The organism is Arthrobacter sp. 10N44_2, assembly GCF_056394385.1.
Genome location: NZ_JBFTHT010000004.1, coordinates 283763 through 307300, shown reverse-complemented (window position 1 = coordinate 307300; position 23538 = coordinate 283763). Strand labels below are relative to the sequence as shown.

Sequence of the window (23538 nt, the reverse complement as noted above, 5' to 3'; positions counted from 1 at the left end):
CAAAAGGTCCCGGACCGACGTGCAAGACCCCGGCTGGGAATCCGCGGCGGACCAGCCACTAAACTGGGAGCCATGACTGCCACCCGTGACTTCGCAGCCGACGCTGCCGCTGCCCGTGCCCGACTGCTGGAACTGATCAAGGAACTGGCCGTAGTCCGCGGCAAGGTCATCCTCTCCAGCGGCGCCGAGGCCGACTACTACATCGACCTGCGCCGCATCACCCTGCACCACGAGGCGTCCAAACTCGTCGGGCAGGTCATGCTCTCGCTGATGGAGGACGCCGGGATCGATTTCGAGTGCGCCGGGGGACTCACCATGGGGGCGGACCCGGTGGGCACGGCCGTCATGCATGCCGCCGTCGACGCCGGCCGCCCGGTGGACGCGTTCGTCGTCCGCAAGGCGCAGAAGTCCTACGGCATGGGACGCCAGGTGGAAGGCCCCTCGGTCGAGGGCCGCAAGGTCCTGGTCCTGGAGGACACCTCAACAACCGGCGGGTCCGCGCTGACCGCCGTCGAAGGCGTCCGCAAGGCCGGCGGCAACGTGGTGGCCGTCGCCGTGATCGTGGACCGCGACACCGGAGCCAAGGAAAAGATCGAGGCCGAAGCCGGCGTTCCGTACCTCTTCGCCTTCGGCAAGGACGAACTGGGCCTCAACTAGCGTTTCTCCCTCAGCTGACGCGGGTGGACGGTGCCTAGGGGGTGACTTATCATTTCTTAAATACCCCCCGTCCGTACCCGCATCTGGAGAAACGCGACATGCTCCCGCCCCCTGAAGACTTGACCGCTGACTCCGTCAACACTGTCGACCAGATCCAGAACCTGATCCTGGACAGCGCAGACTTCGAAGCGTTCCTGAACGAACTCGCGCGTTTTTCCGCGCACCAGGTGGCCGGCTCCGGCGACGACGCGCTGTGCGGAATCACCCTGCTCCGGGACCGTAAGGCCGCCACGATCGGGTGGAGCAGCGACTCCGCCCGCGAAGTGGACGAGATCCAGTACTCACTGTCCCAGGGCCCCTGCCTGACCGCCGCCAAGGAGGAACGGGAAGTCTACGTCCCGGACCTCTTCGACGAGGACCGCTGGGGCCCTGACTACGCCTCCGCCGTCGCCTCGCACGGCCTGCGCTCGGTGTTGTCGGTGCCTTTCCACCTCCAGGGCGAAGCCCAGGCGGCCCTGAACCTCTACTCCGATGTCCCGCACAAGTTCGACGGCGACGTCGCGGTCCGGGCCCGCGGGTACACCCGTGAAATCTCCCAGGCGCTGCGGCTGGCAGTCCGCTTCTCGCTGCACACGGACAGCGCCACGAACCTGCGCGCCACGCTCGAATCCCGGACCGTGATCGACATGGCCATCGGGATCGTCATGGCCCAGAACCGTTGCGACCAGGAAACCGCGGTCCGGATCCTCACCGATGCCTCCAGCAACGGCAACGTCAAACTCCGCGACATCGCCGCCTCACTGGTGCAATCTGTCGGCGGAACGGCTACCAGGACGCACTACGAAGAGCCGAACCGGCGGCAGGCTGGCTGAACCGGCAGCGGCCTATGACTTGTGTGCGACCACAAGCGCGGATACGCTGAATGAGGTTGAGCCGTCGGCCATAGACATCCTTATTTGGAGTACCTATGGACCAAACACTGCAAGCCCACGTCAAACTCGATGTCGTTTCCGACGTCGTCCGGATTAGTGTCCGGGGGAGCCTCACACAAGCCTCCCGCCTCTCCCTGATGCAAATTATCCAGCGCATCCGCCGCATGGGGATCATCTCGCATATCCGCGTCGACCTCGGCCTGGCCGCATTCGTGGAATCAGCGGCGCTGGCCGGCCTGCGCAACGACCTCAACGCAATCGACGGCGGGGCCTCCGGCTCGGAGGTCGCCGGCATGCCGGCTCCCGGTGGAGTCTCCCTGGAACTGACCGCGCACCGCGACGATTCCGCTGCATTGCCACCTCTGGACATGGCCGGGGAATTTACGGCCTCGATCGATCCCTCAGGCACCCGGAAGCTGAACCGGTTCTCCGACGACGAACTCTTCGCCGCGAGCGACTCTGTGTTCGGCCTTCTCGATGATCCCGCTGACATGGCCCGCTCGGAACTCCTGGCGACCTATGACGAGATCGGCATGGAAATCAGCCGCCGCGAGGTCGGCCGCGAGCCCGAACCCGCGTAACCGGCAACGGCGCTTCAACGGCGTGCCAGCGGCGCCAACCGCGCCAGCGGCCCGCCAACGGCGCTTCCACGCTGAGCTTCGGGACCGCTGTATGGTCCGGTTTCTCATCCCCGCCGAAGCGTGGATACGGTAGAGATGTGCCGGCCGAGATGGATCCGAACCATCCGCGAGGCCCCGGTGCTTCCGAGGCCCGCATGCTCCGCCGCGCCGTCGAGCTTAAACGGGTTTCCCGGCGATCGTTCCTGATCGGCGCAGGGTCCGCGTCGCTGCTGGCGGCGGACATGCTGTTCACTCAGCGCGTGCAGGCCGAGCGGCGTGTCAGCCGGATCCTCGAAGTACCTGATGACGTTGCCGAACGGTATTACCCCCACGCCAGCTGGATCCTGTTCCCCGGCTACAAAACGAGCTGGGAAGAAGCCCTGTGGATCCTGAACGCGCTGCGCGGCTCCCTGAACAAGAGGGGCCAGCTCGCCGCCGTCGGGTATTCCAACGAAGGCCTGGACATCGACGAGGTGGTCATCGCCGTGATCGAGCACGTCCGCGCCCACAATCTCACCACCCTCTACTTCTACGGCCATAGTTTTGGCGGCATGGTGGCAACCCAGGTGGCGGCCCGGCTGCGCGAACTGCACGGCGTCGAAGTGGCGTTCATCCTGCTCGACTCCAGCCCGGCGAGTCGGCACGACGTGCTGGACCAGAGCTGGTTCGAGGGTGTGGTGATGCTCTACGAAAGCGGGTTCCGCTTCCCCACAGTGCTGCGCGGCGGCTATGAGCTCGGCGAGAGGATGCTGCACAAGAATGAACGCAGTTGGGGTCAGGTGGTGGACCAGACACTGGAACAGCTGTCCCCGATCGCGCCGTCCAGCGTGCTGATCCAGTCCGAATCCGCCTATATCTTCCACTTTGAGGCCAGCCGTTTCGTCGGGAAGCTGGGCGAAACGAAGATGGCGTTCATCGGCAACCCCCGGGACAAGACGGTGGATTACGAGACCGCCCGGGACACCTGGTCACTGTCCTTCAAAACCAACATGGTCTCGGATGACCTGCGCACCGACGGGGCGAGGCCGGAGCACGCGAGCCCTGGCTGGAGCCCGTTCATCTACCGGCCCATCATCGAAAAACTCCAGGACGACCTCTTCCCGCTGCCGGGCGGCGGCGGGAAGAAGACCGCGTTCTGAGGTATCGCGTTCTGGGGTGTTGCTCAGATCTGGTTCTTGAGGTCCGCCACGGAATTCAGGATCTGGTTCGGCCGGAACGGATACGCGGCGATATCGTCCCGGTGGGTGATGCCGCTGAGCACCAGCACCGTGTGCAGGCCCGCCTCCATGCCGGCGATGATGTCGGTGTCCATGCGGTCGCCGATCATGGCCGTGGTTTCCGAGTGCGCGTCGATCTGGTTCATCGCCGACCGGAACATCATCGGGTTGGGCTTGCCCACAATGTACGGTTCGCGCCCCGTGGCCTTGGTGATGAGGGCGGCGATGGCCCCGGTGGCAGGCATGGGTCCGTCCTTCGAGGGCCCGGTGGCGTCCGGGTTGGTGGCGATGAAACGCGCGCCGGCGAGGATCAGGCGGATGGCCATGGTGATGGCTTCAAACGAATAGGTGCGGGTCTCGCCGAGCACCACGAAGTCGGGGTTCTGGTCGGTGAGGATGAAGCCGGCCTCGTGGAGCGCCGTCGTGAGTCCTGCTTCGCCGATCGTGTAGGCGCGGTTCCCCGACTCCGAGCCGCGGACCTGGTCCTTGAGGAACTGGGCCGTGGCCAGGGCCGAGGTCCAGATGTTCTCCTCCGGGATTTCCAGCCCGGAAGAGCTCAGCCGGGCCGCGAGGTCCCGGGGCGTGAAGATCGAGTTGTTGGTCAGCACGAGGAACCGCTTGGAGGTGTCCACCCAGCGCTGGATCAGCTCCGCCGCGCCCGGGATGGGCTGGTTCTCGTGGACCAGCACGCCGTCCATGTCCGTGAGCCAGCACTCGATTTCCTGGCCGCTGCGGTACATCGAGGCGTACGAACGGCCCTCGTCTGAATCGGTACCATGCTCTTCGCGCTGATCTGCCATGCTGTCCTCCGCCTAAGTGTGCCGCTTCCTGTCACCCAGTCTAATGTTGAGGCGTGACTGAACCCGAGATCCCCGCCCCGTCCCTCCCCGCCGCAGAGGAAGGGCCGGAACCGAAGGCGGAGGTCGGCGTCGGACCCTGGGAAGGCGAAGTTCCCCAGGGCGGGCACTGGGACCCGGACCTGCTGGCGGACGGCGACCGGCGCAACGTGGTGGACAAATACCGCTACTGGAAGCACGAGGCGATCGTGGCCGACCTGGACTCCAAGCGGCACAACTTCCACATCGCGATCGAGAACTGGCAGCACGACCTCAACATCGGCACCGTGGTCCGGACCGCCAACGCGTTCCTGGCCAAGGAAGTCCACATCATCGGACGACGCCGGTGGAACCGCCGCGGGGCCATGGTCACCGACCGCTACCAGCACGTCCGCCACCACCCCACCGTTGAGGACTTCGTGGCCTGGGCGCAGGGGGAGGGGCTGGCGATCATCGGGATCGACATCTTCCCGGACTCGGTGCCGCTGGAGACCTACGAACTGCCCAAGGACTGCGTCCTGGTCTTTGGCCAGGAAGGCCCGGGCCTGACCCCTGAAGTCCACGAAGCGGCGCTGGACACCCTGTCGATCGAGCAGTTCGGCTCCACCCGTTCCATCAACGCAGCCTCCGCCGCCGCGATCGCGATGCACGCCTGGATCCGCCGCCACGTCTTCGGCCAGCTCCCGGGCTAAAGCCACTCTTAGGCGTCCGTGGCCCGGGGTTCCGTGCCGACAAGCGAGCCGTTGACGTGGATCGCAAACCAGCAGACGCTGTCGGTGCTAGGCGAACGCGCGAGGAGAAGGATGTGGACCGGAACCGAAGACATCACCGTTGCACGTCGGATGAAGCCGTCCCTTTCGGCAGGGGAGCGGAAACCCGGTGAGCGGGTTTGTGGACAGCGTCCTGAATGTAGACCCGCTGCTGGCCCTGATCATCGTGGGCGTGCTGGTCTTCGCCGAGGACGCCCTCTTCGTCGGCTTCGTTGTCCCCGGGGAGACCGCCGCGGTTCTGGGCGGGGTCGTGGCCGGCCGCGGGGTCCTGCCCCTGTGGTCCGTGATGGTCGTGGTCGTGCTGGCCGCGATCATCGGGGACTCGGCCGGATACGAGGTCGGCAAACACCTGGGACCGAGACTTCTGGGTCTGAAAGTCATGAACAGGCGTCTGGCGAGACTTGAAAAGGCCCAGGATTTCCTGCGCCTCCGAGGCGGTTCGGCGGTGTTTCTGGGCCGGTTTGTGGCATTTTTCCGCGCCGTCATGCCCGCACTGGCCGGCAGCTCACGGATGCCCTACCTGAAGTTTCTGGCCTTCAACGCCGCCGGCGGCCTGGTGTGGGGTGCAGGATTTGTCCTGCTCGGTTACCTGGCCGGGAACTCCTACGAAGCGGCAGCCACATCTGCCGGACGCGGCGTCACCGCGGTGGTCGCGGTAGTCGTCGTGGCAGCCGTCATCACGTTGCGGATCCGGAAAGCCCGCGCCACGCGTAAAGCCAGAGCCACGCGTACCGCCAGCGGCCGGCGCAATGCCGGCGGCGGGGCCGGCGCCGGCCAGTCCTCCGGCAGCCCGGAACCATGACCGAAGCGCCCGGCCGCGAGTGTTACAGGGGCCACGTGACCGGAGACACGGCCCCGGCGCAGGAATGGCTAGGATGGTTCCTAGCCGACGAGGTTCCCTCCAGGATCACCAGCCCGTAGACGAAATTCACATTAGGAGTCAGCATGCCCATTGCAACCCCAGAGATCTACTCCGAGATGATCGACCGCGCCAAGACGGGCGGCTTCGCCTTCCCGGCAGTCAACGTCACGTCCTCCCAGACCCTGAACGCCGCCCTGCGCGGCTTCGCCGAGGCCGAGTCCGACGGCATCGTCCAGGTCTCCACCGGCGGCGCAGCTTACTGGTCCGGCGCCGCCACTAAGGACATGGTTGCCGGCTCCCTCGGCTTTGCCGCGTTCGCCCGCGAAGTCGCGAAGAACTACGGCGTGAACATCGCCCTGCACACGGACCACTGCCCCAAGGACAAGCTGGACGGCTTTGTGCTCCCGCTGCTCGCCGCCTCCGAGGCCGAGGTCAAGGCAGGCCGCAACCCCCTCTTCAACTCGCACATGTGGGACGGCTCCGCCGAGACCCTGCAGGAAAACCTGCGGATCGCCCGTGAACTGCTCGAGCGCACCGCCGCCGCCAAGATGATCCTCGAGGTCGAGATCGGCACCGTGGGCGGCGAGGAAGACGGCGTCGAGAACGCCATCAACGACAAGCTCTACACCACGGTCGAGGACGCCCTGGCCACCATCGACGCGCTCGGTTCCGGCGAAAACGGCCGCTACATCACGGCGCTGACCTTCGGCAACGTGCACGGCGTCTACAAGCCGGGCGGCGTCAAGCTCCGCCCCGAGATCCTCAAGGACATCCAGGAGCAGGTCGGCGCCAAGATCGGCAAGGCCAACCCGTTCGACCTCGTGTTCCACGGCGGCTCCGGCTCCTCGGACAAGGAAATCGCGGACGCCGTCTCCTACGGCGTCATCAAGATGAACATCGACACCGACACCCAGTACGCCTACACCCGCCCCGTGGTGGACCACATGTTCCGCAACTACGACGGCGTGCTGAAGGTCGACGGCGAGGTCGGCAACAAGAAGCTCTACGATCCCCGCGTCTGGGGCGCTTCGGCGGAGGCCGGCCTGGCCGCCCGCGTGGTCGAGGCCGCCCAGCAGCTGGGCTCCACCGGCAAGACCTTCTAGCCATGTCCGACGAGTTCCGGAAAAACCTGATGGGTCCCGAGCCCACGCTCCTGCCTGCCGAGAGCGAGATCTACCAGCATCTCGCGCTCGGCCAGGAAGCCGTGGACCTCGTGGCGAAGCACCCCACCTCCTCGCTCCTGTGGGCCATCCTCGCCGAGGAGGCCTGGAACGAGGGCCGCACCATCGATTCCTACGCGTACTCGCGGGTCGGCTACCACCGCGGCCTGGATTCGCTGCGCCGCAACGGTTGGCGCGGCGTCGGGCCGATCCCGTGGGAGCACGAACCCAACCGCGGCTTCCTGCGCTCCCTCTACTCGCTTGGCCGTGCGTCCGCGGCGATCGGCGAGCCCGAGGAGCCGGAGCGGATCGAAAAGTTCCTGAAGGATTCCGATCCCGGCGCGAAGGCGGCCATCGAAGCCGAGGGCTGAGGCGCCGCCAAACGACGCAACGCGGGGTCACTTACGGTCCATCCCACCACGGTGGATGGGCCGTAAGTGACCCCGCGTTGCGGTTTAAGCGACGGATTAACGCGTTAACGTGCGACGGCGGGCTCCCGCCTTGAGGTGGGAGCCCGCCGTCGTTTGTGCGTGCGTGGGTCAGCTGGCCTTGGCCAGGCCCGTGCGGGCCATGGCGTCCGCGTAGGCGGTGTGCATCTCCGCCAGGTACTCTTCCTGCCGGGCCGGGGTGCCGGCGAACGCCCGGCCGCTGAGCGAGCGGACCTTGTAGGTCTTCAGGCCGCGGCGCCAGATCATGGGCACTTCGGTCTTGAGCAGCAGGTTGGCCAGGCGGTTGGCCTCGGTGCCGTGGGCGACGATCACGGAGGCGCGGGGAACGAGGGCCAGGAACTTCAGCAGCGGCTTCAGGCCCGCGGAAATCTGGTCCGGCGTGAACTTGCCGTTCGGCTCGCCGGGGACGTGCCACGGGTGGACGTTCCAGGGCATGACGAACTCGGGGCGCAGGCCGAGTTTCCACTGGATGCCCAGCATGCGGGTGGCGGCCTCGTCGTCGCCGGCGGTGATGAAGCCTGACGCGTCAGCGGTGCCGATGTTGGAGTACAGGCTGATGATCCGGCACTCGTCGACGTCGTGCATGGGGTCCACGTAGGGGACAGCGGTGCCAGCTTTGGTTGCCTGGAGGACGTCAAGGAGCTCGTTGACGGGGGCGACGTTAGGTTCGTACCGGCGGCTCAGAAGCTCTTCGCGGAAATTTTCGGTGGCCAGGGCTGTCATATGTTGCTGGGTCTCCTGCGGGATTGGCAAAGCTGCCACACCGGATGCAGGCACGCCGAATACGGGCATGCGGAGCAATGGTGTGGTTTGAAAATGTGGTGTGGACCGATTCCTGGTCGATCCTTATCAGTCTATCAAGCCCCGCGAAATGCGGCGCCGGGCTGGACCCCGCCGGCCAGGTGCTGCTACCAGAGCCGCTGGGTGGCGCGGCGTGCGCCTTCGCCGAGGGCCTCCAGCTTGGCGTAGGCGATTTGGGGATGCACCCTGCCGCCCAGCCCGCAATCGGTGGACGCAATCACGTTTTCACGTCCCACGAGCTCGGCGAAGCGCACGATCCGGTCGGCCACGAGATCCGGATGCTCCACGACGTTGGTGGCGTGTGAGACGACGCCGGGGATGATGACCTTCCCCTCGGGAAGCTTCGCATCCTCCCAGACGCGCCATTCGTGCTCGTGCCGGACGTTGGCCGCCTCGAAGGAGTAGCCGCCGGCATTGACCTGCAGGACTGAGTCGACGATGTCCGCGAACGGGATGTCCGTGGTGTGCGGGCCGTGCCAGGAACCCCAGCAGACATGCAGCCGGATCTGCTCCTGGGGAAGACCGCGCAGCGCCCAGTTCGTTGCTTCGACCCGGAGTTGGATGAACTTCAGGTAGTCCGCCAGGCTCGGCTCGGGGTTGATCTGGTCCCAGCTCTCGGCCAGGGAGGGGTCGTCGAGCTGGACTGTCAGGCCGGCGTCGATGATGGCCTTGTATTCCTCGCGCATCGCGTCGGCGCAGGCGTAGAGGAGTTCCTCGTCGCTGCCGTAGTAATCGTTGGCCACCCGGGCGCACGAACCGGGCGAGAGGGAGGCGATGAACCCCTCGGCGAGCCCGGCCGCGGCCAGTCCGGTCTTGAGGTTGGCAACGTCCGAGGCCACGAGCTCCTGGCCCGTGTACGTCAGTGGCCCGGCGACCTTGGGCTGCGTGACGGCCTTGCGGTGGGCCAGGATCCCGGAGGAGGGGTCGTTGTAGGCGTCATCGAACTTCTGCCGGTCCCGGCGGTCCGGGAAGGAGGTCAGGACGATGTGGCCGGGCGAGGAGCGGTGCACCGTGGCGTCGGCCCAGCGGTCCACGTCGGTCGGTTCCAGGCCGCCGAGCCGTGAGAAGGAGTAATTCCACCAGGCGCCGTAGTCCACGGAGCTGGACATCGTATGCCCGTACTCGCCGTCATTGGGTATGTCGATGCCCAGCTCCTTCTGGCGCTGGACGACGTCCACTACCGAGGTTTCGAGCAGGTCCAGGAATTCGGGCGTGATGCCGTCGGTTTCCTTGGCCTCGTTTGCGGCGATCAGCTCCGGCGTGCGGGGCAATGAGCCGGCATGGGTCACACGGATGTGGTCAGTGGTCCGGGGCATGGCGCGGTTTCCTTTCGGCCGCTCGGGATTCTCACTCCCACTCAATTCCACCTCGCGCCGTCCCGCAAGTGGTGCCCGCTATGTGTCGGGCCTGAGCTGGTGGATGATGCAGCTACGACGAACGCCAGGAAAAAGAACGGCTCGTCCGCCGCGGCGGACGCGTGGCCCTCCTCGCGGAAGCCGCCCTGGCGTTCACCACCTAGGCGGCGCGTCCAAGCAAGGACCCAAAGCGATGCCGGGCACCGATTTCGGCTAAACTTGGGTGGTAAGAGCCCCGGAACTCTGGCGTTGGATACGAACACAGCGATAGATTCGGGGCATTCTCATGAACGGCGCTGAACTGCGGTGACCGCCTGGTCACTAAACGCAGTTCGGCCCGAACGAATGGGGGAGGATCCCATGCCAGCAATCGTGATCGTCGGAGCCCAATGGGGCGACGAAGGCAAAGGTAAGGCCACTGACCTGCTTGGCGGCCGCGTCGACTATGTCGTCAAGCCCAACGGCGGCAACAACGCCGGGCACACCGTCGTCGTAGGCGGTGAGAAGTATGAGCTCAAGCTCCTTCCGGCCGGCATCCTGAGCCCGAACGCGATTCCGATCATCGGCAACGGCTGCGTGGTGAACCTGGAAGCCCTGTTCCAGGAGATCGACGGACTGGAGGCCCGCGGCGCGGACACCTCCAAGCTGCGCGTCTCCGCCAACGCGCACCTCGTGGCGCCCTACCACCAGGTCCTGGACAAGGTCACCGAGCGGTTCCTCGGCAGCCGCGCCATCGGCACCACCGGCCGCGGGATCGGCCCGGCCTACATGGACAAGGTGGCCCGCCTCGGCATCCGCGTCCAGGACGTCTTTGACGCCTCGATCCTGCGCCAGAAGGTAGAGGGTTCGCTGCGCCAGAAGAACGAGCTCCTGGTCAAGGTCTACAACCGCCGGGACATCGAGGTGGACGAGATCGTGGAGTACTTCCTGTCCTTCGCCGAGCGCCTCCGCCCGCTGGTCATCGACAGCACCTACGTCCTGAACACCGCCCTGGACGAGGGCAAGGTGGTCCTCATGGAGGGCGGCCAGGCCACCTTCCTGGACGTTGACCACGGCACCTACCCCTTCGTGACGTCCTCGAACCCGACCGCGGGCGGCGCCTCCGTGGGCTCCGGCATCGGCCCCACCCGGATCTCGCGTTCCATCGGCATCATCAAGGCCTACACCACCCGCGTGGGCGCAGGGCCGTTCCCGACGGAACTGTTCGATGAGATGGGCATGTACCTGCAGAAGACCGGCGGCGAGTTCGGCGTCAACACCGGCCGTCCCCGCCGCTGCGGCTGGTACGACGCCGTGCTGGCACGCCACGCCTCCCGGGTCAACGGCTTCACGGACTACTTCGTCACGAAGCTGGACGTGCTGACGGGCATCGAACAGATCCCGGTCTGCGTGGCCTACGACGTCGATGGTGTGCGGCACGACGAAATGCCCATGACCCAGACCGAGTTCCACCACGCCAAGCCGATCTTCGAATACTTCGAAGGCTGGACCGAGGACATCACCGGCGCCCGTACCCTGGAGGACCTGCCGGAGAACGCCCGGAACTACGTCCTGGCCCTGGAAAAGCTCTCCGGCACGCGGTTCTCCGCGATCGGCGTCGGCCCGGACCGCGACCAGACGATCGTGGTCAACGACCTCATCAACGACTGACACTGGCCGGCACCGACTGACGTGTCACCAACCGGCGTACGACGGCGGCGGGTCGCCCTTGCAGGGGCGGCCCGCCGCCGTCGCGGTTAAGGCCGCAGCCGTCGCAGTTAAGGCAGCAGTCACGCCTGGCCCAGGCGGGACCACAACGGTCCTAGGCGGGGTCTTCCGCGGACGTGAACCGCAGCGAGAGCCAGTTCTCCCGGCACGCCCTGGCGGCCGCCTCGGCGTCGCCAAGGCGGGCGAGCCGGATGATTTCAGCGTGCTGAGCCACCGATTCCCGGGCGGCAAAGGAGCCGAAACGCATCCGCTCCACCCGGCGCAGGACGGGAGTGGTTTGTTCCAGGAGTTCCCGGAGCACCGGGTTGCCGCTGACCGTGACAAAGACGGCGTGGAAATCGTCATCGGCCCGCAGTGCCGACTCGACCTCCGCCGCCTGCAGGGCCTGTTCGAAGCGCGCGTTGGCCCCGGCCATGGCGGCGAGGTGCTCCTCCGCCAGGAGCGGGACCGCCAGGCGTGCGGCCAGCTCGTGCAGTCCCGCCACCACCTGCTGCGTGCTGAGGGTCGACGCCGGGTCGCAGGGGGCCACGATGGTCGCCTTGCCCGGCAGCGCAACCACCAGGCCGGCGCGTTCCAGCCGCAGCAGCGCCTCGCGGATGGGTGTCCGGCTCACGCCGAGCCACGCTTCCAGTTCGGCGTCCTTCAGCCGTTCGCCGGGCTCGAAGGTGCCGTCGACGATCGCGTTACGGATCGATTCAAAGACGTTGTCCCGCAGCAGCGGCCGCTTGTGGACTCCGGCGAGCGAGGGTACGGGCATGCAACATATCGTATATCCCTCTTGCCCTTCCGGAGCCCGTATCCGACAATGCAATATATTGCATATTTGCTGTGACCGTTTCCCACCGCGAGCGAAGGACCGACGATGGCCATCACCGATTTCGAACGCTACCCCCTGACGTTTGGCCCGAGCCCCATCCATCCGCTGCCGCGGCTCAGCGCACACCTGGGCGGGGCGCAGATCTGGGCGAAACGCGAGGACGTCAACAGCGGCCTCGCGTTTGGCGGCAACAAGACGCGCAAGCTGGAGTACTTCGTCCCGGAGGCCTTGGCCCAGGGTGCGGACACCCTCGTCTCGATTGGCGGCTACCAGTCCAACCACACCCGCCAGGTCGCGGCGGTGGCCGCGAAACTCGGCCTCAAAGCACGCCTGGTCCAGGAAAACTGGGTCGACTGGCCCGATCCGTTGTCCGACCGGGTAGGCAACATCCTGCTCTCGCGGATCATGGGCGCCGACGTGCGGCTGGACAGTGCGGGCTTCGACATCGGCATCCGCAGCAGCTGGGAAACCGCCATCGAAGAGGTCAAGGCCGCCGGCGGCAAGCCCTACGCGATCCCGGCCGGCGGGTCAGACCACAGGCTGGGCGGTCTGGGCTTCGCCAACTGGGCCTACGAGGTGGAAGAGCAGGAGCGCGAGCTCGGCATCTTTTTCGACACGATTGTCGTCTGCACCGTCACGGGCTCCACCCACGCCGGGATGATCGCGGGTTTTGCCGGCCAGGACAAACCGCGCCGCGTGATCGGCATCGACGCGTCGGCAACCCTGGCGAAGACCCGTGACCAGGTGGAACGCATCGCCCGGAACACCGCCGAGCTGATCGGCCTGGGCAGGGAACTCCGGGACGAGGAAATCAACGTCATGGAGGGCTGGGCCGGGGACCTCTATGGGATTCCCGTCGATTCCACCCTGGAAGCCATCCGCCTGGGCGCCTCGCTCGAGGCCATGATCACCGACCCCGTCTACGAGGGCAAGTCCCTGGCCGGGCTGATCGACCTTGTGAAAAGCCGGGAAATTCCGGCCGGCAGCAATGTCCTCTACGCCCACCTGGGTGGCCAGGTCGCCCTGAATGCCTACAGCGGGCTCTTCCGGTCCTGACGCGGCGTCGTCGTTAAGCTCCTGCGGCGACGGGTTCCCTGGCGGGGGCCCACCGTCGTCGTCGTTAAGCCCCTGCAGCGCCGGCTCAAAAAAGAAATCAAGAAATTTCCGATTGGTGCGTAACCTTTCGGGCCCGCCCAGCGATTACTCCTTTGTAAGCGCCGCCGGAGTCTTGGACCCCCCACCAGACCCCGGCTGGCCTTCCACCGTAAGTGCCGGCCGGCGCCTGCCCCCATGGGCGCCGGCCAGCCTTTTCTGGCGAGAGTGGGCTGTCAACTGCCCCCATGAGGCCTCAGCCCGCCTTCAAACCAAAAAAACAAAGGATGTACGTCTGTAATGAAGAGTGTTAGCAAGACCACCAAGATCGCTGTCGGCGCCGCCATTCTGGCAGTCGGAGGTTTCTCCGGCATCGGACTGGCCAATGCCGCTCAGATGTCCGGCACCGAGCAGGCTGAAGTGAGCCACGCTACGCCCGCCACGCCGGCTGTCCCGGCCACGCCTACGCTCCCGGCAAAGCCGGCCGTCCCCGCAGTTCCGGCCGCGCCGTCGACTGACGGCAAGGCCAAGGGCGACGCCGAAGCCGACGTGGACGGCACCGAGGGTGCCGTCGACGGCTCCGCCGACGCAAAGGACGGAGCCACCGTCAAGGGCGACGCCAGCGTCAAGGGTGCTGCCGGCGAGGCACGCGCCAACGCCAACATCCACGCCGCAGTTCCGGCCACCCCGGCGACACCGGCCGTCCCCGGTGCCAAGGGCGTTCCGGCAACCCCCGCTATTCCGGCAACCCCGGCTGTTCCGGCCCAGCCGTCGGTCGAGCTGCCCCAGCACGACAAGTAAATTCCGGCTGTTTAGCCTGGACCCGGCACGGGTCTGAAAGCAAGGAGGGAGCCCTCACTTTGGAGGGCTCCGGGGTGCGGCCGCTAGACTTGCGGGGGCCGCACCCCAGCAGTAACGGAAGGACAGCCTCTTGGCACAGCAGCTAAGCGATGACGAATTGTCAGCCGCCTTAGCTGGTGACCCTTCAGGTTTCAGCGCGGTGTACACGGTTATTTCCCCGGCCGTGCTGGGCTACTTCCGGGCCCGGGGCGTGGACGACGCCGAGGCCCTGACCCAGGATGTGTTCGTGGACGTCCTGCCAAAGCTGGCCGGCGTCAGCGGCGGTCACGCAGGTCTGAGGACCTTCATTTTCTCCGTCGCCCACGCGCGGCTGGTCGACTACAGGCGGCGGGCAGAACGCACTCCGCATTTGGCCGAATACGATCCCCTGAACGACGCCCGGTACTCGGCATCCGCCGAGGACGAAGCGCTCGGATCCCTGGGCGGTATCTCGGACACCCTCGCGAGGCTCAATGAGGAGCAGCGCGAAGTTCTGGTCCTGCGGATCGTCGCGGACCTTTCCATCGAACAGGTGGCCGGCATCATGGACAAGACGCCGGGTGCCATCAAGCAGCTTCAGCGCCGCGGGCTCAGTGCCCTGCGCGAACTCGTAACCGAAAAGGACCACGCAGCATCATGACCGGCACCCGCGACCCCCAGCAGGATGGCAGCATCCAGGCGATGCTGGGCGACTCCGGCCTCGAATCCGCGGCCGAGCTTCGGAGCGCGCTGGAACAGCTCCGCGCCGTGGTCCCGGATGCCGCTCCCGCGCCCCGCGCCGACCTCGCGGCCCTGCTCGCGGCCGGAACAGCCGGAGCAACCGGTCTTGCCTCCGCCCCTGACACAGCCACGACGACGGCTCTGCCCACCGTCGCGTCCGCGAAGAATGATGCCGATGAATCGCTGCCGGCCGGGGTCACCAGCCTGGCCGAGCGCCGCGGCCGGAAGCGCCGGCTGGCAATCGTCGGTGGCGCCGTCGTGGGTGCCATGACCCTTGGTGCCGGCGCCGTGGCGGCATCCAGCGAGGACTTCCGGCACAGCGTCAGCCGCACCGTCGGGGTCATCTTCCAGACTCCGGGCCACGGCGGCACACCGGCCCCCGAGCATGGCCAGCCCTCGCCGTCCACCATCCCCGCCCTTCCCGCGCCTGTCGCCACGCCGGGTCACGGCACGCCCGGCACGCCCGGTGCTGACCCGTCCGGAGCATCGACGCCCAGTTCCAGCGCCCCGGGCGCCCCGGCGGCCGGACACGCGCCCCCCGCCACGCCGCCCGCCGTCGGCCGCGACGGCATCCTGCCGACCCCCGGGCAGCGGCCCGGGGCGCCGGGGCTGCCCGGATCACCCGACCTTCCGGGCGGCGGCGGAAACGCAGGCAAGGATCTGCCGCGCGTTCCGGGCCACATCACGCCAACCCTGCCGGGCGTCGTTCCGACCAAGGCGCCCGGCCAGCCATAAGCGCCCTTAAAGCCCTTTGTTAACCCGGTTGCGCTATCACTTAGGGCGTAGGGCGGTTCTGAGCGCTCAGAACGACCCAAAGTGATAGCGCAACGGGGTGGCAGGTGGATTGGTTGGCGGCGGCTCGAGTTGGGCTGTGGCTGCTGTTTAGGCCAGGACCTGCCGCTTCGAAGAGATGACGCCGGTGTCGAATCCGGTCAGGTGCAGGCCGCCGTGGAACCGGGCATGCTCAATCTTCACGCAGCGGTCCATCACGACGTCGAGTCCGGCGGCCTCGGCCTCCTTGGCAACGTCCTCGTGCCAGGAGCCCAGTTGCAGCCAGAGGGTCTTGGCGCCGGCGGCAATGGCCTCGTCCAGGATACCGGGCAAGTCGCCGTGCTTGCGGAACACGTCCACAATGTCCGGGCTTTCCGGCAGGTCCGCGAGCGACGGATACGTCGGCTGACCCAGGATTTCCTTCACCACCGGGTTCACGAAATAGACCTTGTACCGGGTGGAGGACTGCAGATAGGTGGCCACGAAATAGCTCGCGCGCGAGGGCTTGTCCGATGCGCCCACAATCGCGATCGACTTCGCCTGCCGCAGCAGGTTCAGGCGCTCCGGCGCCGAAGGGCCGGTCCAGGTCCGTTCTTCAACACTCATCAGTTCGCTCCGATCGTGCAGGCTTCAGCCTCTGCGGATGCATCCGGGGCTGCTGCTTCCGAGGCGGCGTCCAGCGCCTGGTCCAGGTCCCAGAGGATGTCATCGATGTCCTCGAGGCCCACGGAGATGCGGACCAGGTCCTCGGGGACACCTGCCGACTCGAGCTGTTCGGGGCTCAGTTGCTGGTGGGTGGTGGACCCGGGGTGGATGACCAGGGTCCGGGAGTCGCCCACATTGGCCAGGTGTGAGGCCAGCTGCAGGGACTCGATGAACTTCTGCCCCGCGGCCCGGCCGCCCTTGACGCCGAAGGAGAACACCGAGCCCGGACCCAGCGGCAGGTACTTCTGCGCCCGCTCGAAGTGCGGGTGCGAGGGCAGGCCGGAGAAGTTCACGTAGGCCACGCGCTCGTCCGCTTCCAGCCATTCGGCCACGGCCTGGGCGTTCTTCAGATGCTCGTCGAGGCGCTGGGGGAGCGTCTCCACGCCCTGCAGCAGCTGGAACGCCGACTGCGGGGACAGCGCGGGTCCGATGTCGCGCAGCTGTTCGCAGCGCAGCTTGGTGAGGAACCCGTACTCGCCGAAGTTCCCCCACCAGGAGACGTTGCCGTAGGAGGCCACGGGCTCGGTCATGGTCGGGAAGTTGCCGTTGCCCCAGTCGAAGCGGCCGCTTTCGACGATCACGCCGCCGAGGGTGGTGCCGTGGCCGCCGAGGAATTTGGTGGCGGAGTGGATCACGATGTCCGCCCCGTGCTCGATCGGCCGCACGAGGTAGGGCGTGCTCAGGGTGGCGTCGACGACGAGCGGGACGCCGGCGTCGTGCGCCACCTTGGCGAGGGCCGCAAGGTCCTGGACCTCCGAGGACGGGTTGGCCACCACCTCCACGAAGATCGCCTTCGTGTTTTCCCGGACTGCGGCGGCGTAGTCCGCCGGGTCGGTGCCGGCGACGAATGTGGTGTCCACGCCGAAGCGGCGCAGCGTGACGTCCAGCTGGGTCACCGTGCCGCCGTAGAGCTGGGAGGCGGCCACGATGTGGTCCCCGGCCTGGGTCAGCGCGGCAAAGGTGATGAACTCCGCCGCCATGCCCGACGACGTCGCCACGGCGCCGATTCCGCCCTCCAGGGAGGCGATGCGCTCCTCGAACGCGGCCACGGTGGGGTTGCCGATCCGGGAATAGATGTTGCCGTATTTCTGCAGCGCGAAGAGGTTCGCGGCGTCCTGGGTGTCCTTGAACACGAAGGAGGTGGTCTGGTAGATCGGCACGGCGCGGGCGCCGTGCTCGGCGTCGGGGGTGCCGCCGGCGTGCAGCGCGCGGGTGCGGAATCCGAACTTGCGGTCAGCCATTACGCGTTCACCAGCTTGCTGGTAGTGCCGGCGTTTGCCGCCGGGGTCCGGGACAGGTCCAGTTCGGTGCCGTTCTTGCGGGCGAGGTCGGCCTCGAGTTCGCGGACGATCGGCAGGATGTCCTGGCCGAACGCGGCGACTTCCTCCTGGAAGTGGAGGTAGCCGGTCAGGAACAGGTTCACGCCGATCTTCTTGTACTCCACGATCCGCTCGGCGATCTGTTCCGGGGTGCCGATCAGCTGGGTCTTGAAGCCGTCGTTGTACTGGACCAGGTCCTCGAAGCTCGAGTCGGCCCACATGCCCTTGCCGTCCTTGGTGGCCGCCCCGGCTTCCTGGACGGCGGCGCGGAACCCCTCGACGGCGGGCTTGTGCGCCTTCTCGACGATCTCGCGGAGCGTGTCGCGGGCTTCCTTCTCGGAATCCCGGGCGATCACGAAGCCGTTGAGGCCAAACTTGGGAGAGGGGAGCGCACCTTCCGTGCCGCGACCGGCGGCACCTGACGCCGCCACGACGCCGGCGATGTTCTCCTTGAACCCGTCGAGGTCCTTGCCGTTGGAGAAGTACCAGTCAGCCACCCGGCCGGCGGTGGCCTGCGCGGCCGTGGAGTTGCCGCCGAAGAAGATCTCCGGGTGCGCCCGGCCCGGCACGTCCACCGGTGCCGGGTTCAGGGTGAAGTCGGTGATGTTGTAGTACTTGCCGGACTGGCTGTAGTCCTGCTCGGTCCAGAGCCCGCGGAGGACCTTGATGAATTCCTCGGTGCGGACGTAGCGCTCGTCGTGTTCGAGCCATTCGAGGCCGAAGTTGGTGAATTCGTCCTTGAGCCAGCCGGAGACGATGTTCACGGCGGCGCGGCCGTTGGAGATGTGGTCCGCGGTGATGATGTACTTCGCCAGCACGCCGGGGTGCCACATGCCCGGATGGACGGCGGAGATCACCTTGAGGCGCTCGGTGGCGGCCAGCAGCGCCAGGCTGAACGAGGTGGCCTCGTGCTGCTTGTCCGCACCGTAGGAGGCGGCGTACCGGGTCTGGGTCAGGGCGTATTCGAAGCCGGAGTTCTCCGCGATCCTGGCCAGCTTCTTGTTGTATTCGAAGTCCCAGCCGGTGCGCTGTTCGATGGTGGACACCACCAGGCCGCCGGAGACGTTGGGGACCCAGTAGGCGAACTTGAGCGGTTCGGAAAGACGGGCGACGTTGCTGATCTCAGTCATGGGTGTTCCTTTACTTCCGGGTGGGGCTTGCTGCTGCCAGGAATTCCGCGGCGCGGTCGCGCAGCACATCCTGGATGCCCGCGATGGATGGTTCGTTCTGCAGCGAGGTGGTGTCGCCGAGCGTTGTGCCTTCGAACAGCTGGGTCAGCAGCCGGCGCATGATCTTGCCGCTGCGGGTTTTCGGCACGTCGGGAACGACGACGACGTCCCGCGGCTTGGCGATCGGGCCGATCTGCTTCGCGACGTGCGCCTTCAGCACACCCTGGATGTCGGGGGCGGCCGCCGAATCCTTCAGCACCACGAACGCGACGATCGCGTGGCCGGTCTTTGCGTCCGCGACCGGGCAGACGCCGGCCTCCACCACGTCCGGGTGGGCGACGAGCGCCGATTCGACCTCGATGGTGGAGAGCAGGTGTCCGGAGACGTTGAGGGTGTCGTCCACCCGCCCGAGGATCCAGATGTCGCCGTCGTCGTCATACTTGGCGCCGTCACCGGCGAGGAACCAGCCCTGCTCGGCGTATTGGCGCCAGTACGAATCGAAGTAGCGGCGCGGGTTGCCCCAGACCGTCCGGGCGATCGCCGGGCCGGGGGAGTCCACCACGATGAAACCCTGGACGCCGGGCGGCACCGTGTTGCCGGCGTCGTCCACGATGCGCGTGCTGACGCCGGGCAGCGGGCGGGCCGCGCAGCCGGGCTTGAACGCGGCGTCCGTCGGTGCCGGGGAGAGGATGGTGGCGCCGGTTTCGGACTGCCACCACGTGTCCACCACGGGGGCGGTGCCGGCGCCGATGTTGGTCCGGAACCAGCGCCAGGCCTCGGGGTTGATGGCCTCGCCTACCGTGCCGAGAAGACGGATAGAGGAGAGGTCGTACGTGTCCGGGACGCCGTCCGGGAACCAGCCCATGAGGGAGCGGACCAGGGTGGGCGCGGTGTAATACTGCGTGACCGCGTAGCGTTCGATGATCTCAAAGTGCCGGCCCGGGTGCGGGGTGTTGGGCGTGCCCTCGAAGATGACCTGCGTGGCGCCGTTGGAGAGCGGGCCGTAGAGCTCATAGGTGTGCGCGGTGACCCAGGCGAGGTCGGCCGTGCACCAGTGCACGTCCTCCTCCCGCAGCCCGGGGTCGGGGTTGCTGAACAGGTGCTCGAAGCTCCATGACGCCTGTGTGAGGTAGCCGCCGGAGGTGTGGACCAGGCCCTTGGGCTTGCCGGTGGTGCCGGAGGTGTACATGATGAACAGCGGCGTCTCGGCGTCGAACGCCTCGGCTTCGTGAGTCTCGGAGGCGGTGCCGACGGCGTCGTGCCACCACACATCGCGGCCGGCGGTCATCGGAACGGTGTCCAGTTCGTCCGCGGGAGTGGTCCGGTTGACCACCAGGACGTGTTCGATGGCGTTGTCGCCGGAGACGGCGGCGTCCGCGTTGTCCTTGACCGGCACGGCGGTGCCGCGGCGGAACTGGCCGTCGGTGGTGACCAGGAGCTTGGCGCCGGTGTCCTCCACCCGGAACTTCAGGGCCTCGGCGGAGAATCCGCCGAAGACCAGGGAATGGATGGCACCGATCCGGGCCACTGCGAGGGTGATGATCACGGTTTCGGGGATGACGGGGAGGTAGATGACCACCCGGTCGCCCTTGGTGATACCGAGATCCAGGAGGGCATTGGCGGCTTTGGAGACCTCGCGCTGGAGTCCGGCGTAGGTGACGGCACGGCGGTCGCCGGGCTCGCCCTCAAAGTGCAGGGCCACCTTGTCTCCGCGCCCCGCCGCTACGTGGCGGTCGACGCAGTTGTAGGCGACATTGAGCCTGCCCCCTTCGAACCAGGTGATCTGAGGTCCGGTGCCGGCCTCGACGTCGGCCGGGATCCGGCGGTGCGCGGTGTGCCAGGGCTTGGTTTGCTCCGTCGCGCCGCCGGGCAGGTCCGCCCAGTCGAGGCGGAGAGCCTGGGTTTCCCAGAACGCAACCGTCTCTGCCTGGACAGTTCCCGCGGTCGCGGCGCCGCCGTGCCGGGGAAGGTGGTTTCCGAAGGTGGTGCTGCGGTGACGCGCCGGCCCATCGGCGGGGACGCCGTGCACTGCGCCGTCCGTGGACTCGTTCAGGGACCATCCCGAAGAGCCGCGAGAGGAGCCGGGCGCGTCACGCAGCCCTGCTTCGTTCGCCGTCGCGTCCGAAGTGGTTTGTGGGAATGCCTCGGACGCAGTCCGGGCAAAGGTGGGCAGGGCGGAAGAATTCTCAGGGGTCATTGCTGCACTCCATCGGTCCTGGCAGTAGCACCCTTGGTTGCTCCGGCTCCCTCGAATTTCACCGAAGGAGGGCGGAGCGGTTGCGTGGGAATGGTCGTCTCACGTCACCGAGGGGTTGCTGCGGCGTCATCGATCCAGGTCTCTCGGCCGCTCGGGATGGTCACTACCTACTAGAACTTCAGATGCACGATTCCGCAAAATCGGCGTCCGGGAGCGCCGTAATATTCGTTCACCCGGCGTGGGTCCTGCCCAAATCATTCATTTATTCGACAATTGCCCGGAAAGGTCGCAGGAGTAAGGTTGATGCATGGCCCATGTTAACGATCCGGCAGTCATTGACCGCCTCATGCGAACCAAAGGCACGTGGGCGGTGGTCGGCCTCACCACCAACGAATGGCGCTCGGCGTATGAGGTCTCCCTCTATGTCCGGGACCGGATGGGCATGACCATCATTCCGGTCAACCTTCCGGGCGACGATGTCCACGGCGAGAAGGGGTACCGTTCCCTGTCTGACATCCCGGCGGAGAAGCACCCGATCGACGTCGTGGACTGCTTCGTCAACTCCCACAGGGTGGGCGCAGTCATAGACGAGGCCATCGCAGTAGGCGCCAAGGCCGTCTGGCTGCAGCTGGGCGTCTTCGACGACGCCGCGACGGACCGGGCCAAGGCCGCCGGGCTGGACGTCGTCGTGAACGCGTGCCCCGCCCGCGAAGGCTGGCGCGTGGGCATCTAACGGCCCGGGAATGACGATCAACAGATCGGGAAGAGTCGGTTACAAAATGTGACCGGCTTTTTCTGTATCCGGCCTCCTGCCGTGTGAGATGGACTCGTAACCATCCCGAGCGGCTGAGAGATCTGGCTCCGTGACGCCGCAGCAACCCCCTCCTTTGAGGACGGTGCTACCGCCAGGACCGATGGAGAACCACTGTGTTCTGAGGCTCCCCGGCTTCGCTCAGCGCTGCCCGGAAGCCAGGACCCAGGGCTTTCCTCGGGCGAGCCCGGAGGAAATCATGAACACGCAGACAGCGGCAGCGCCGCGGCCCCGAGCAGGTGGGGGCCTGTGATCGAGATCCAGAACGTCAGCACGTCATTCGCTTCGGCCGCGGGACCTTTCACGGCCGTCGATGACGTCAGCCTGCACATCAGGCGGGGCACCATCCAGGGCATCATCGGGTTCTCCGGCGCCGGCAAATCCACGCTGCTGCGCAACATCAACCTCCTCGAGCGCCCGACGTCGGGCCGCGTCCTGGTGGACGGCGTGGACCTGGTGACCCTGTCCGACGCCGAGCTCCGGACCAAGCGGCATGACATCGGCATGATTTTCCAGCACTTCAATCTCCTCAACAACCTCACGGCCCAGGAAAATGTGGAGCTGTCCCTGAAGTTCGCCGGCGTCGGGAAGGCGGAACGCCGGCGGCGGGCCGCCGAAACCCTGGAAATCGTGGACCTCGCCGACAAAGCGGGAACGTATCCGGCCAAACTCTCCGGGGGCCAGAAACAGCGGGTGGCGATCGCCCGCGCCCTCGCCACCGGGCCCAAAGTGCTGCTCTGCGACGAGCCGACGTCGGCCGTGGATCCCCGGACGACGTCATCGGTCCTGCAATACCTGGCCGACGTCAACGCCGAATTCGGCATCACAATCGTGGTGGTCACCCACGAGATGAATGTCATCAAGGCCATCGCGGACAGCGTCGCGGTCATGGAAGAAGGCCGGGTGGTGGAGCAGTTCGACCTCGCCGAACTCCAGCGCCCCGGTTTCCACCCGGCGACGTCGATCGGCCGCTACCTGGTCTCCGATGAGATCCAGCTGGACCGCTCCGGGAGGGGCACCCACACCACAGCCGCGTCGGAGGGCCTGATCAATGTTTGACCGCATCCTGGAAGTCCTGCCCGAAATCGGCGTCGCCATGGGACAGACCCTCACCATGCTGCTGGTGGCCATCCCGCTGGCGGTGCTGCTCGGGACACCGCTGGGTGTCCAGCTCTACACCATCGGTCCCAACGGGCTCAAGCACAGGCCAAAGCTGCACCGGGTCCTGGACGGGCTGGTCAACCTGCTCCGCTCGTTCCCGTTCCTGATCCTGCTGATCGCGATCATTCCCGTGACCAGGTTCATTGTCGGCACGACCATCGGCACGGCCGCCGTCATTGTCCCGCTGACCCTCAACGCCATTCCGTATTTCGCCCGCTTCGTGGAACAGAACCTGAGCCAGCTCGGCGGCGGAGTGGTCGAAGCGGCACGGTCCATGGGCGCCAGCCGGTCCCAGATCGTCCGGGACGTCCTGATTGTGGAGGCGAAGCCCGGACTCGTCAGCTCCATCACCATCATGACCGTCAGCTTCATCTCCTACTCGGCGATGGCCGGACTGGTGGGCGGCGGCGGAATCGGCGACTTCGCCATCCGGTACGGCTATTACCGCTACGAAACGCCGCTCATGATCACCGCCATTGTCCTGATGATCCTGCTGGTCACCATCGTTCAGCTGGGCGGATCCTATGTTGCCCGGCGCCTGGACAAGCGCCTCTGAGCGCCGGCAGCACC

The 23538-nt window shown here is 66.7% G+C and carries 24 protein-coding genes and 1 riboswitch; of the genes, 16 read left to right on the top strand and 8 right to left on the bottom strand.

What is annotated here, in order from left to right; genetic code table 11:
- The first annotated feature begins 72 nt into the window (after positions 1-72).
- The 4 genes from pyrE (at position 73) to AC1DBX_RS07405 (ending at position 3348) form a co-directional block, all read left to right on the top strand.
- A complete protein-coding gene (gene pyrE, locus AC1DBX_RS07420) occupies positions 73-657 on the top strand; it encodes an orotate phosphoribosyltransferase (protein ID WP_277528120.1) in 585 nt (194 codons plus the stop codon).
- A gap of 98 nt (positions 658-755) precedes the next feature.
- Positions 756-1529, top strand: a complete 774-nt coding sequence (locus AC1DBX_RS07415; protein WP_230012582.1) for a GAF and ANTAR domain-containing protein — start codon at positions 756-758, stop codon at positions 1527-1529.
- Positions 1530-1624: 95 nt separating this feature from the next.
- Positions 1625-2170 (top strand): hypothetical protein, encoded by a 546-nt coding sequence (locus AC1DBX_RS07410; RefSeq protein WP_476931436.1) that lies wholly within the window; start codon positions 1625-1627, stop codon positions 2168-2170.
- Between the two features lie 149 nt (positions 2171-2319).
- On the top strand, positions 2320-3348 hold the full coding sequence (locus AC1DBX_RS07405) for a thioesterase domain-containing protein (protein ID WP_476857681.1): 1029 nt from the start codon (positions 2320-2322) through the stop codon (positions 3346-3348).
- A 23-nt stretch (positions 3349-3371) separates the two neighbouring features.
- Here the strand turns inward: AC1DBX_RS07405 and AC1DBX_RS07400 are convergent, their stop codons facing one another.
- Positions 3372-4226 (bottom strand): HAD-IIA family hydrolase, encoded by an 855-nt coding sequence (locus AC1DBX_RS07400; RefSeq protein ID WP_476850487.1) that lies wholly within the window; start codon positions 4224-4226, stop codon positions 3372-3374.
- Positions 4227-4279: 53 nt separating this feature from the next.
- Between AC1DBX_RS07400 and AC1DBX_RS07395 the strand changes: the two genes are divergently transcribed.
- From AC1DBX_RS07395 to AC1DBX_RS07380, 4 genes are all read left to right on the top strand, one after another.
- The gene (locus AC1DBX_RS07395; RefSeq protein WP_476857644.1) at positions 4280-4954 is read left to right on the top strand and encodes a TrmH family RNA methyltransferase; all 675 of its coding nucleotides are present in this window, start codon (positions 4280-4282) and stop codon (positions 4952-4954) included.
- A 187-nt stretch (positions 4955-5141) separates the two neighbouring features.
- The gene (locus AC1DBX_RS07390) at positions 5142-5834 is read left to right on the top strand and encodes a DedA family protein (protein ID WP_476931435.1); all 693 of its coding nucleotides are present in this window, start codon (positions 5142-5144) and stop codon (positions 5832-5834) included.
- Between the two features lie 143 nt (positions 5835-5977).
- Positions 5978-6997 (top strand): class II fructose-bisphosphate aldolase, encoded by a 1020-nt coding sequence (fbaA, locus tag AC1DBX_RS07385; protein WP_018776137.1) that lies wholly within the window; start codon positions 5978-5980, stop codon positions 6995-6997.
- Positions 6998-6999: 2 nt separating this feature from the next.
- Positions 7000-7425 carry a DUF3151 domain-containing protein gene (locus AC1DBX_RS07380; RefSeq protein ID WP_476850490.1) on the top strand — a complete coding sequence of 142 codons (426 nt, stop codon included), beginning with the start codon at positions 7000-7002 and terminating at the stop codon, positions 7423-7425.
- 168 nt (positions 7426-7593) lie between these two features.
- On the opposite strand, the gene AC1DBX_RS07375 is transcribed toward AC1DBX_RS07380, so the two are convergent.
- Both AC1DBX_RS07375 and AC1DBX_RS07370 read right to left on the bottom strand, forming a co-directional pair.
- Positions 7594-8226: a uracil-DNA glycosylase family protein gene (locus tag AC1DBX_RS07375; RefSeq protein WP_028277428.1), complete on the bottom strand. Its 633-nt coding sequence runs from the start codon at positions 8224-8226 to the stop codon at positions 7594-7596.
- A gap of 185 nt (positions 8227-8411) precedes the next feature.
- Positions 8412-9620: a cobalamin-independent methionine synthase II family protein gene (locus tag AC1DBX_RS07370; protein ID WP_476857648.1), complete on the bottom strand. Its 1209-nt coding sequence runs from the start codon at positions 9618-9620 to the stop codon at positions 8412-8414.
- A gap of 399 nt (positions 9621-10019) precedes the next feature.
- On the opposite strand from AC1DBX_RS07370, the gene AC1DBX_RS07365 reads away from it, so the two are divergent.
- A complete protein-coding gene (locus AC1DBX_RS07365; RefSeq protein WP_018776133.1) occupies positions 10020-11309 on the top strand; it encodes an adenylosuccinate synthase in 1290 nt (429 codons plus the stop codon).
- A 151-nt stretch (positions 11310-11460) separates the two neighbouring features.
- Here AC1DBX_RS07365 and AC1DBX_RS07360 read toward each other — a convergent pair whose 3' ends face one another.
- A complete protein-coding gene (locus AC1DBX_RS07360) occupies positions 11461-12123 on the bottom strand; it encodes a GntR family transcriptional regulator (protein WP_230009254.1) in 663 nt (220 codons plus the stop codon).
- Positions 12124-12228: 105 nt separating this feature from the next.
- Here AC1DBX_RS07360 and AC1DBX_RS07355 point away from each other — a divergent pair, with 105 nt between their 5' ends.
- From AC1DBX_RS07355 to AC1DBX_RS07340, 4 genes are all read left to right on the top strand, one after another.
- Positions 12229-13239: a 1-aminocyclopropane-1-carboxylate deaminase gene (locus AC1DBX_RS07355; RefSeq protein ID WP_476857650.1), complete on the top strand. Its 1011-nt coding sequence runs from the start codon at positions 12229-12231 to the stop codon at positions 13237-13239.
- Between the two features lie 336 nt (positions 13240-13575).
- The gene (locus tag AC1DBX_RS07350; RefSeq protein ID WP_476871049.1) at positions 13576-14076 is read left to right on the top strand and encodes a hypothetical protein; all 501 of its coding nucleotides are present in this window, start codon (positions 13576-13578) and stop codon (positions 14074-14076) included.
- Between the two features lie 130 nt (positions 14077-14206).
- Positions 14207-14755 carry an RNA polymerase sigma factor gene (locus tag AC1DBX_RS07345; protein ID WP_476850495.1) on the top strand — a complete coding sequence of 183 codons (549 nt, stop codon included), beginning with the start codon at positions 14207-14209 and terminating at the stop codon, positions 14753-14755.
- A complete protein-coding gene (locus tag AC1DBX_RS07340) occupies positions 14752-15570 on the top strand; it encodes a hypothetical protein (RefSeq protein WP_476931434.1) in 819 nt (272 codons plus the stop codon). The genes AC1DBX_RS07345 and AC1DBX_RS07340 overlap by 4 nt, the downstream gene beginning before the upstream one ends.
- A 147-nt stretch (positions 15571-15717) precedes the next feature.
- On the opposite strand, the gene AC1DBX_RS07335 is transcribed toward AC1DBX_RS07340, so the two are convergent.
- Genes AC1DBX_RS07335 through acs form a run of 4 tightly spaced genes read right to left on the bottom strand, consistent with a single transcriptional unit; the run spans position 15718 to position 20996 of the window.
- A complete protein-coding gene (locus tag AC1DBX_RS07335; RefSeq protein WP_476931433.1) occupies positions 15718-16212 on the bottom strand; it encodes a CoA-binding protein in 495 nt (164 codons plus the stop codon).
- On the bottom strand, positions 16212-17552 hold the full coding sequence (locus tag AC1DBX_RS07330; protein ID WP_028277988.1) for an O-acetylhomoserine aminocarboxypropyltransferase/cysteine synthase family protein: 1341 nt from the start codon (positions 17550-17552) through the stop codon (positions 16212-16214). Before AC1DBX_RS07330 ends, AC1DBX_RS07335 begins: the two co-directional genes overlap by 1 nt.
- Positions 17552-18760: a dimethylsulfone monooxygenase SfnG gene (gene sfnG / locus AC1DBX_RS07325; protein WP_476857654.1), complete on the bottom strand. Its 1209-nt coding sequence runs from the start codon at positions 18758-18760 to the stop codon at positions 17552-17554. The genes AC1DBX_RS07330 and sfnG overlap by 1 nt, the downstream gene beginning before the upstream one ends.
- Positions 18761-18770: 10 nt before the next feature.
- Complete coding sequence (gene acs / locus AC1DBX_RS07320) at positions 18771-20996, bottom strand: acetate--CoA ligase (RefSeq protein ID WP_476931432.1); 2226 nt, start codon at positions 20994-20996, stop codon at positions 18771-18773.
- Between the two features lie 307 nt (positions 20997-21303).
- Here acs and AC1DBX_RS07315 point away from each other — a divergent pair, with 307 nt between their 5' ends.
- The 3 genes from AC1DBX_RS07315 (at position 21304) to AC1DBX_RS07305 (ending at position 23524) form a co-directional block, all read left to right on the top strand.
- On the top strand, positions 21304-21729 hold the full coding sequence (locus AC1DBX_RS07315) for a CoA-binding protein (RefSeq protein ID WP_230008123.1): 426 nt from the start codon (positions 21304-21306) through the stop codon (positions 21727-21729).
- A gap of 97 nt (positions 21730-21826) precedes the next feature.
- A riboswitch (SAM riboswitch) is annotated at positions 21827-21917 on the top strand.
- 139 nt (positions 21918-22056) lie between these two features.
- Positions 22057-22866, top strand: a complete 810-nt coding sequence (locus AC1DBX_RS07310) for a methionine ABC transporter ATP-binding protein (RefSeq protein ID WP_476931431.1) — start codon at positions 22057-22059, stop codon at positions 22864-22866.
- Positions 22859-23524, top strand: a complete 666-nt coding sequence (locus tag AC1DBX_RS07305) for a methionine ABC transporter permease (RefSeq protein ID WP_476931430.1) — start codon at positions 22859-22861, stop codon at positions 23522-23524. Before AC1DBX_RS07310 ends, AC1DBX_RS07305 begins: the two co-directional genes overlap by 8 nt.
- Positions 23525-23538 lie beyond the last annotated feature (14 nt).